General features: G+C 68.1%; 10 protein-coding genes and 1 pseudogene. 6 read left to right on the plus strand and 5 right to left on the minus strand.

Going from position 1 to position 8932, the window contains the following annotated elements:
* A pseudogene (locus ACFDTH_RS15765) lies at window positions 1-494 on the plus strand (3-oxoadipyl-CoA thiolase); the annotation flags it as partial.
* A 39-nt stretch (window positions 495-533) separates the two neighbouring features.
* Here the strand turns inward: ACFDTH_RS15765 and ACFDTH_RS15770 are convergent.
* The 5 genes from ACFDTH_RS15770 to ACFDTH_RS15790 form a co-directional block, all read right to left on the minus strand.
* The gene (locus ACFDTH_RS15770; RefSeq protein ID WP_375288513.1) at window positions 534-1496 is read right to left on the minus strand and encodes a glutathione S-transferase family protein; all 963 of its coding nucleotides are present in this window, start codon (window positions 1494-1496) and stop codon (window positions 534-536) included.
* Window positions 1486-1866, minus strand: coding sequence for a VOC family protein (locus tag ACFDTH_RS15775; protein WP_375288514.1), 381 nt, complete (start codon window positions 1864-1866; stop codon window positions 1486-1488). Before ACFDTH_RS15775 ends, ACFDTH_RS15770 begins: the two co-directional genes overlap by 11 nt.
* Window positions 1863-2216 carry a VOC family protein gene (locus ACFDTH_RS15780; RefSeq protein WP_375288515.1) on the minus strand — a complete coding sequence of 118 codons (354 nt, stop codon included), beginning with the start codon at window positions 2214-2216 and terminating at the stop codon, window positions 1863-1865. The genes ACFDTH_RS15775 and ACFDTH_RS15780 overlap by 4 nt, the downstream gene beginning before the upstream one ends.
* On the minus strand, window positions 2174-2755 hold the full coding sequence (locus ACFDTH_RS15785) for a DoxX family protein (protein ID WP_375288516.1): 582 nt from the start codon (window positions 2753-2755) through the stop codon (window positions 2174-2176). The genes ACFDTH_RS15780 and ACFDTH_RS15785 overlap by 43 nt, the downstream gene beginning before the upstream one ends.
* Window positions 2756-2889: 134 nt before the next feature.
* On the minus strand, window positions 2890-3816 hold the full coding sequence (locus tag ACFDTH_RS15790; RefSeq protein WP_375288517.1) for a LysR family transcriptional regulator: 927 nt from the start codon (window positions 3814-3816) through the stop codon (window positions 2890-2892).
* A 19-nt stretch (window positions 3817-3835) separates the two neighbouring features.
* On the opposite strand from ACFDTH_RS15790, the gene ACFDTH_RS15795 reads away from it, so the two are divergent.
* The 5 genes from ACFDTH_RS15795 to ACFDTH_RS15815 form a co-directional block, all read left to right on the plus strand.
* Window positions 3836-5128: a muconate/chloromuconate family cycloisomerase gene (locus tag ACFDTH_RS15795; protein ID WP_375288518.1), complete on the plus strand. Its 1293-nt coding sequence runs from the start codon at window positions 3836-3838 to the stop codon at window positions 5126-5128.
* An 80-nt stretch (window positions 5129-5208) separates the two neighbouring features.
* The gene (gene benA, locus ACFDTH_RS15800; protein ID WP_375288519.1) at window positions 5209-6597 is read left to right on the plus strand and encodes a benzoate 1,2-dioxygenase large subunit; all 1389 of its coding nucleotides are present in this window, start codon (window positions 5209-5211) and stop codon (window positions 6595-6597) included.
* A gap of 4 nt (window positions 6598-6601) precedes the next feature.
* Window positions 6602-7129: a benzoate 1,2-dioxygenase small subunit gene (gene benB, locus ACFDTH_RS15805; RefSeq protein WP_375288520.1), complete on the plus strand. Its 528-nt coding sequence runs from the start codon at window positions 6602-6604 to the stop codon at window positions 7127-7129.
* Window positions 7130-7204: 75 nt separating this feature from the next.
* Window positions 7205-8221: a benzoate 1,2-dioxygenase electron transfer component BenC gene (benC, locus tag ACFDTH_RS15810; protein WP_375288521.1), complete on the plus strand. Its 1017-nt coding sequence runs from the start codon at window positions 7205-7207 to the stop codon at window positions 8219-8221.
* A partial coding sequence (locus tag ACFDTH_RS15815) for a 1,6-dihydroxycyclohexa-2,4-diene-1-carboxylate dehydrogenase (protein ID WP_375288522.1) occupies window positions 8218-8932 on the plus strand: 715 nt, incomplete at its 3' end. The genes benC and ACFDTH_RS15815, both read left to right, overlap by 4 nt.

The following is an 8932-nucleotide window of genomic DNA, read 5'->3' on the forward strand; positions in this document are numbered from 1 at the left end:
CCAAGCTGCGCGCCCCGTTCCGCGAGGGCGGTTCGGTAACGGCGGGCAACGCCTCTGGCGTCAATGACGGCGCGGCGGCGCTGGTCATCGCTTCCGCCGAGGCGGCGAAGAAGCACGGGTTGACCCCGATCGCGCGCATCCTCGGCGGTGCGACGGCGGGCGTCGCGCCGCGCGTCATGGGCTTTGGCCCCGCGCCCGCCTCGAAGAAGCTGATGGCGCGGCTCGGGTTGACGCCGGACCACTTCGCGGTGATCGAGCTGAACGAGGCCTTCGCGAGCCAGGGGCTCGCCACGCTGCGTGATCTCGGCATCGCCGATGACGACGCGCGGGTGAACCGCAATGGTGGCGCCATCGCGCTCGGCCATCCGCTGGGCATGTCGGGGGCGCGGATCACCGGCACCGCCGCGCTGGAGCTGAAGCAGGGCGAGAAGTCGCTCTCCACCATGTGCATCGGTGTGGGCCAGGGCATTGCCGTGGCGCTCGAAGGAGTGTGAGTTGCCAGGGCGGGACGGCCCGACCGTCCCGCCCGCCATTCAGCAGGGCAGCAGCGCCGACATGTCGGGGCCCTTGGGTACGATGCCGTTTGGGTTCAACGCGCTGATGGAGTAGTAGCCCACCTTGATATGGGCGATGTCGACCGTCTCGCGCACCCCTTCGACAGCCAGCATATCCCGGAGGAAACGGGCCAGTGCAGGGTAATCGGCGACGCGCCGCAAGTTGCACTTGAACAGCCCGTGATAGGCGGCGTCGAAGCGGATCAGCGTCACGAAAAGCCGGATGTCAGCCTCGGTGAAGGCCTCGCCCAAGAGAAAGGGACCACCTGCCGCAAGCCGCGTTTCGATCCTGTCGAGCATGGCGAAGACGGCCTCGAACGCCTCCTCGTAAGCCTCCTGCGTGGTGGCGAAGCCGGCTCGGTAGACGCCGTTGTTGAGGCTGGGGTAGATCTCGGCGTTGAGCGCGTCGATTTCGGTGCGCAGCGGCTCAGGGTAGAGGTCGATCCCACCCTGAGCCAACTCGCCGAAGCCCGAGTTCAGCATGCGCAGGATGTCGGCGCTCTCGTTGTTGACGATGGTGCCGGTGGCGTTGTCCCACAGGACCGGCACGGTGGCGCGGCCAGTGTAGCACGGATCGGCGCGGGTGTAGATCTCGTGCATGTGGCGCGCGCCGTTCAGCCGGTCCTCGTCTGCGCCGGGATACCCACCGAAGGCCCAGTCCTGGGCCCCGAGCCGCGGATCGACCACGGTGACACCGATCGACTCGATCAGCCCCTTGAGCCGCCGGGCGATCAGGGTGCGCGAGGCCCATGGGCAGATCAGCGCGACATAGAGGTGGTAGCGACCAGCCTCGGCCTTGAAGCCGCCTTCGCCGGTGGGGCCGGGCGCGCCGTCCGGCGTCACCCAGTGACGGAATCCGGAGGTCTGGCGCACGAAGCCGCCCTTCTTGTCGGTCGATTGCACCGGGTGCCAGTCGGCACTCCACTTGTCGTCAATGAGCATGATGGCTCTCCTTGCCTTCGGTTTCGATCCGGATGCCCCAAGGGTCCGTGGCGACGGGCGCCGCGCCGCTCTCGGCGCGCAGCACCACCGCCTCCAGCCCCGTCGTGCCGGGCGCGCGGGGGCCCGCGCCGCGGCTGTTCCAGACATTGGCGGCGACGTGGTGATGATAGCCGCCCGCGCCGAGAAACAGCGCGCCGGGCAGCCGGCGAGTGACGTCGAAGCCCAGCCGCTGCGCCCAGAACGCCTCGGCCGCGGCGAGGTCGCCGACCTGCAGGTGGACATGGCCGACCACCATGTCCTCGGGCGCGCCGTGCCATGCCCCGTCGGCGGCGGCGCGCACGCCCGCGCCGTCTATCGGCTCGGTCGTCATGCGATGCCGCGCGCGTCGCGGCGCCATTGGTCGCGGGGGCGGTCGGCATAGACCTTGATGCCGTTGCCCTCGGGATCGGCGAGGTAGACCGCCTCGCTGACGAGGTGATCGGCCGCGCCCTGCATCGGCAGCCCGGTGTCGACGGCATGCCGCAGCCAGCGCCCCAGCGCCGCGCGCGAGGGCAGCAGGAAGGCGGTGTGGAACAGCCCCGCCGCGCGCGGATCGCGGGGGCGGGCGGCGGTGTCGCGGCGCAGGTCGAGCAGCGTCCGCCTGCCCGCGCCGAGCCTGGCGCTCTCGCCGTCGGCGGTCAGTTCGTCGAGGCCGAGGGCAGTGGCATAGAAGCCGCGCATGAGGTCGAGGTCGCGCACAACGAGACGCAGGCGGTCGATCTCGATCGGGGCATCGCTGGTGGCCATGTCGGTCTCCCTGTGTGTGGGGGCCGCGGGCGCCGGGCCCGCGGCGGGAGGGGCCAGGCGCGCAGGGCGCGCAGCGAGGGGCTGGCGCGCCAGGCATAGGGGCCGTCGCCCAGAAGCGCCTGCACGACGAGGGCGAGTGCCCAGAACAATGGAAACTCCCAACCGCCGCCCTCGTTCGAAAACCAGAAGCCGGCGGCGAAATGCGGCGTCCAGATCGAGCCCACGACCGGGATCAGCAACAGGAGCGCCACCGGCCGGGTCCACAGCCCCGCGATCAGCGCGAGGCCGCCCGCCAGCTCGCCCAGCATCACGGCCCAGGCCAGCAGCCCGGGCAGGCCGAGGCTCTGGAAGAAGCCGACCGTTCCGGTGGGGGTGAAGACGAAGAACTTCAGATAGGCGTGCAGCAGGAAGAAGGCGGCGAGAGTGACGCGGAGCGTCAGGAGGCCCCCGGGGGCGGTGCGGGTATCGGTCATGGTGCCGGTCCTTTCGAGGGGCCGCGCGGCGCGGCCGGTGTGACGGTCGGCGCCGCGCCGGGTCGGGGCCCGCCGGTGCCGTGCCGACTATCTGCACCCGTTCCGCCGCAAACATTAGACGGGAGATCGGAAAGTCATTCCTTCCGGAATGGAAGCGCCGCGTCCCAGTCCGGCGGTCCCCTGAACCGCTCGGCGAGGAAATCGATCAGCGCGCGCGACTTGGCGGCGAGGTGGCGCGAGGGCGGGTAGATCGCGTGCAGGCCGAGCGGTTCGGCCTCGAACGCGTCCAGCACCGGCACCAGCTCGCCCGCCCGGATCATCGGCCCGGCCACGAAGCTCGGCCCGAAGCAGATCCCGAGGCCCGCCCGCGCGGCCATGGCGCAGGCCTCGGCATTGGCGAAGGTGATCCGGCCTTTTGCCTGCATGGGCTGCGCCGCGCCGTCCGCCCCGCGCAGCGGCCACAGCCCCGGCTGGGCGAGGTTGCCGTCGAGGATGCAGTCATGCGCCGCGAGATCGCCGGGCCGCTCGGGCCGGCCGCGCCGGGCGAGGTAAGCGGGCGCCGCGCAGGTGACGAGGCGCACGGCGCAGAGCCGCCTCGCGATCAGCGCGCTGTCGCGCGGCTGGCCGATCCGCAGCGCCATGTCGAAGCCTTCCTCGACCAGATAGGCGAGCCGGTCGGAAAAGGCCACGTCGAGCGCGACCTGCGGGTGGCGCGCGGCGAAGTCGCCCAGGAGCGGCGCGAGGATCGCCGAGCCGAAGCTGAGCGGCACGGTGAGGCGCAAGAGGCCGCGCGGCTCGAAGCCCTCGCGCCGCATCTCGGCGTCGAGCGCGTCGAACTCCTCGAGCAGCGGGCGCAGCCGCTCGTGATAGGCGCGGCCCGCCTCGGTCAGCGACAGCGCCCAGGTCGAGCGCTGTATCAGCTGCGCGCCGAGATCGGCCTCGAGCCGCGCCATCAGCTTCGAGGCCTGCCCCGAGCTGGTGCCGAGCCGCCGCGCCGCTGCCGCGAAGCTTCCCGTCTCCACCACCGTCGCGAACATCCTGTCGCAGGCCAGCCGATCCATTCGCGTCCCCTTTCGCCATGTGGCCACGCTAGGACAGGGCGCAAGCCCGGTCGAGCGGCCCCGGGGCTCGGGTATCGCATCAGACCGCCTCGGTATTGGATTCCGGCCCTTCGGCTGGCCCATGGTCCTTTCGACCGAAGCCCAAACGCCGCATGGGGACCCGATGAGCAAGATCGAACACGTCGAAACGACGATCCTCGATATTCCAACGATCCGAGGCCATGTGCTGTCGATGACCACCATGACCGTGCAATCTGTCGTGCTGGTGCGGATCCGTTTCGGCGACGGCTCCGAGGGCTGGGGCGAGGGCACCGCGATCGGGGGAATGAGCTACGGGTCCGAGAGCCCTGAGAGCATCCGGCTTGCTATCGACGCCTATATCACCCCGGCGATCACCGGGATGGACGGTGACGACATTAACGCTGTTACCCACCGCGTCGAAAAGCTGGTGCGCGGCAATCCCATCGCTCGCTGCGCGGTCGAGACGGCGCTGTGGGATGGGCTCGGACGGCGGCTCGGCGTTTCGGTGGCGCAGCTCTTCGGCGGCCCGGTGCGCGAGACGATGCCGGTGGCCTGGACGCTCGCCAGCGGTCATTCCGAGACCGATATCGACGAGGCGCGCAAGATGATCGCCGCGCGCCGACACAACATCTTCAAGCTCAAGATCGGCAAGCGCGCATTGCGCGACGACCTCGCCCATGTTGGCGCGATCAAGTCGGCACTCGGCGACGCCGCCAGCATCCGGGTCGACGTCAATCAAGCCTGGAACGTCACCGAGGCACGCCACGGCCTCAGGGGGCTGCAGGAGATCGGCGTCGATCTCGTGGAGCAGCCGATAGCCGCCCGCTTCCACAAATCGTTGGGCCATCTCAGCGACGCCTACGAGATCGCGGTGATGGCAGACGAGGCACTTCAAGGGCCGGAGGACGCGATGCGCGTCGCGGCCGAACGCTCGGCCGATGTCTTCGCCGTCAAGATCGCCCAGTCCGGCGGGCTGAAGCGCGCCGCCGAGGTGGTGGCGATCGCCCAGTCGGCCGGGATCGGGATCTATGGCGGCACAATGCTCGAGGCCGGGATCGGCACCGCCGCCGCGGTGCAGCTCTTCTCGACGGTGGAGCGGCTCGGCTGGGGAACCGAACTGTTCGGACCGCTGCTGATGAAGGACGAGATCCTGGCCTCGCCGATAGAGTATCGCGACTTCTCGCTGGTGCGCCCGCAGGGGCCGGGTCTCGGCGTGGTGCCGGACCCCGAGAAGATCGCCTGTTACGACCGCGACGCGAGGCGCGTGCTGCGCAGCGTCGCGGGGGAGTAAGGCGCGGCGCCCGCGCCGCGCGCAACAGCAATACTGTCCGGGGCGCCGCCGCGCCGGACAGCCGAGGAGGAGGAATAGCCATGTTCACATCGACGGATCTTACGGAGATCGAGCGCCGCCTCGACGGCATCGTGCAGGACGACCCGGAGAAGGGCATCTTCCGCGCCCGCCGCGACATGTTCTCGGACGAGGACCTGTTCGAGCTGGAGATGAAGCACATCTTTGAGGGCAACTGGATCTACATGGCGCATGAAAGCCAGATCCCCGAGCCGGGCGACTACTACACGCTGACCATGGGCCGCACTCCGGTCGTGATCACCCGCGACAAGGAAGGCGAGCTGCACGCGCTGGTTAATGCCTGCAGCCATCGCGGCGCCATGCTGTGCCGCTTCAAGCGCCGCAATCAGAAGACCTTTACCTGCCCGTTCCACGGCTGGACCTTCTCGAACACCGGCAAGCTTCTGAAGGTCAAGGACCCCAAGACCGGTGGCTATCCCGAGCAGTTCAACAAGGATGGCAGCCACGACATGACCCGCGTGGCGCGGTTCGAGAATTATCGCGGCTTCCTGTTCGGCTCGCTCAACGCCGATGTCTCCTCGCTCGCGGAGTATTTGGGCGAGACCCGCAAACTGATCGACATGGTGGTCGACCAGTCCGAGGAGGGGCTGGAGGTGCTGCGCGGCGCCTCGACCTACACTTTCGACGGCAACTGGAAGCTGCAGGCCGAGAATGGTGCCGATGGCTATCACGTCTCTTCGGTTCACTGGAACTATGTTGCCACCACCGGGCGGCGCGGCCAGGAGGGCAAAGAGGACAAGATCAAGGCCACCGATGCCTCGAAATGGTCCAAGCAGAAGGGGGGGTTCTATAGCTTCGACAACGGCCACCTGCTGCTTTGGACGACCTGGGCCGATCCGACCAACCGCCCGCTCTATGCAGAGCGCGACAAGTTCGCCGCCAAGTACGGCGAGGCCAAGGCCGACTGGATGGTCGGCGTGCTGCGCAACTTGTGCCTCTATCCGAACCTGTTCCTGATGGACCAGTTCAGCTCGCAGTTGAGGGTGTTCCGCCCCATCAGCCCCACCAAGACCGAGGTGACGATCTACTGCATCGCACCCAAGGGCGAGAGCCAGGAGGCGCGCTCGCGTCGGATCCGGCAATACGAGGATTTCTTCAACGCCTCAGGCATGGCCACGCCGGACGACACCGAGGAATTCCGCGCCACGCAGCGCGGCTACCAAGGCGCGGCCCATGCCAAGTGGAACGACCTGACGCGCGGCGCCACCCACTGGATCACCGGCCCCGACGAGGAGGCAAAGGCGCTCGGCATCGAGCCGATCATGTCGGGCGCGCGCACCGAGGATGAGGGCCTCTTCGTAGTCCAGCACCGGCAATGGACGGAGCGGATGGCGAAGGCCGTCGATAAGGAGCGCGCCGCTCTTGGTAACGACACCATCGCCGCGGAGTAAGATTATGAGCACCGAAACTATCGACCGCCCCGCTACCGTCACCGAACTGAGCTTTGAGCAGATTCAGGCGTTTCTCTATGCGGAGGTACGCGCCCTCGACGACCGCAAATGGGACGACTGGATCGGGTTCTACCATCCCGACTGCCAGTTCTGGATGCCTGCCTGGGACGACTTCGACACGCTGACCGAAGATCCCGAGAACGAGATGTCGTTGATCTTCTACTACGACCGTTCGGGCATCGAGGACCGGGTGTTCCGGATCAAGACCGACCGCTCCTCGGCGACCTCGCTGCCGGAGCCGCGCACCCAGCACAACATCTCGAACATCGAGGTTCTGGAGCGCGCCGGCAATACGATCAAGCTGCGGTTCAATTGGATCACCAACACCTACCGCTACGGCGAGACCGACACCCACTGGGGGACGTCCTTCTACACACTCGACGTCTCGGGGGAGAAGCCGTTGATCGCCGATAAGAAGGTGGTGCTGAAGAACGACCGCATCCACCACGTGATCGACGTCTACCACATCTGAGCCGCGGCCATCGATCGATGGCCGAGGCGTCCGCGCGCCCCGGGGAGGGGGCGCGCGACCGGGAGGAGGAACAGCATGAGCTACAGCATCGCGCTCAATTTCGAGGACGGGGTCACCCGTGTCATCGATTGCGACGAGGACGAGAAGGTGACCGACGCCGCCTTCCGGCAGAAGATCAACATCCCCATGGATTGCCGCGACGGCGTCTGCGGCACCTGCAAGTGCTTGGCCGAGAAGGGCGAGTACGAGCTCGAGTTCTACATGGACGAGGCGATGACCGAGGAAGAGGCGGAGGAAGGCTATGTCCTGACCTGCCAGATGATCCCCGAGAGCGATTGCGTCATCCGCGTTCCGGCCTCTTCACTGGTCTGCAAGACCGGCGCCGAAACGCTGGGCGGCGCGGTGGCCGGGGTGGATGTGCTGTCGGAGACATCCTTCGGGCTGCGCGTGACGCTCGACAAGCCGATGGGCTTCCTGCCGGGGCAATACGTCAACGTCTCGGTGCCCGGTGCGGGGGTGCATCGTTCCTATTCCTATTCCTCGGCGCCGGGTGCTGCCGAGGCCAGCTTCCTGATCCGCAATCTGCCCGGCGGGGTGATGAGCGGCTATCTCGCCCAAGCCGCCGCCATCGGTGATCGACTGGAGCTGACCGGACCGATGGGTGCCTTTTACCTGCGCCCGGTGGAGCGGCCGCAGCTCTGGCTTGCGGGCGGCACCGGGCTCGCGCCCTTCCTGTCAATGCTCGAACAGCTCGCCGCGCAGGGCTGCGAGCAGCCGGTGACGCTGTATTACGCCGTGACCCGCGCCGCCGATCTGGTGGAACTGGAGCGGGTGCAGTCGCTGGCTGAAAGGATAGGTGGGGTGGAGGTGATCACCATCCTTGCGGCAGAGGAAGATGCGCATGAACGCAAAGGCTTCGTCACCGACCACATCGCGGCCGGGGATCTGAACGGGGGCGACTGCGACGTCTATCTCTGCGGCCCGCCGCCGATGGTCGAGGCGGTGCGCCAGCATTTCGCCACGCTGGGCGTAGAGCCCGCGAGCTTCCACTACGAGAAGTTCGCCCCCACCGAGACGGCGGCGGCGGCATGAGCGGACGCTTCGCGGGCCGCGCGATGGTGGTGACCGGCGCCGCGCAGGGCATCGGCCAGCGCGTCGCCGAGCGCGCGGCGGCCGAGGGCGCCGAGGTGCTGATCGTCGACCGGGCGCCGCAGCGCCGCAAGGTCGCGCGGGCGATCCGCGCGGCGGGCGGCGTGGCGCATGATATCAGCGCCAATCTCGAGACCTATGCGGGCTGCGAGAAGGCGATGAAGAAGGCGGTCGAGCTGTTCGGCCGGATCGACATCCTCGTCAACAATGTCGGTGGTACGATCTGGGCCAAGCCCTACGAGCATTATGCCCAGAAGGAGATCGACGCTGAGATCCGCCGCTCGCTGTTCCCGACGCTCTATTGCTGCCGCGCGGCACTCGAGCCGATGCTGGAGGCGGGACGCGGCGTGATCGTCAACGTCTCGTCGATCGCGACGCGCGGGCTCAACCGCGTGCCCTATGCGGCGGCCAAGGGCGGGGTGAATGCGATCACCGCCAGCCTCGCCTGGGAGGTTGCCGAGCGCGGCATCCGCGTCGTCGCCACCGCGCCGGGTGGCACCGAGGCGCCGCCGCGCGCCGTGCCGCGCAACCCGAACGCGGAACAGGAACAGCGCGAGGACTGGTACCGGACCATCGTCGACCAGACGATCCAGTCCAGCTTGATGAAACGATACGGCACGCTCGACGAGCAGGCAGGCGCGATCCTGTTCCTGG

The organism is Sphingomonas sp., assembly GCF_042096255.1.
Taxonomy (GTDB): domain Bacteria; phylum Pseudomonadota; class Alphaproteobacteria; order Sphingomonadales; family Sphingomonadaceae; genus Sphingomonas.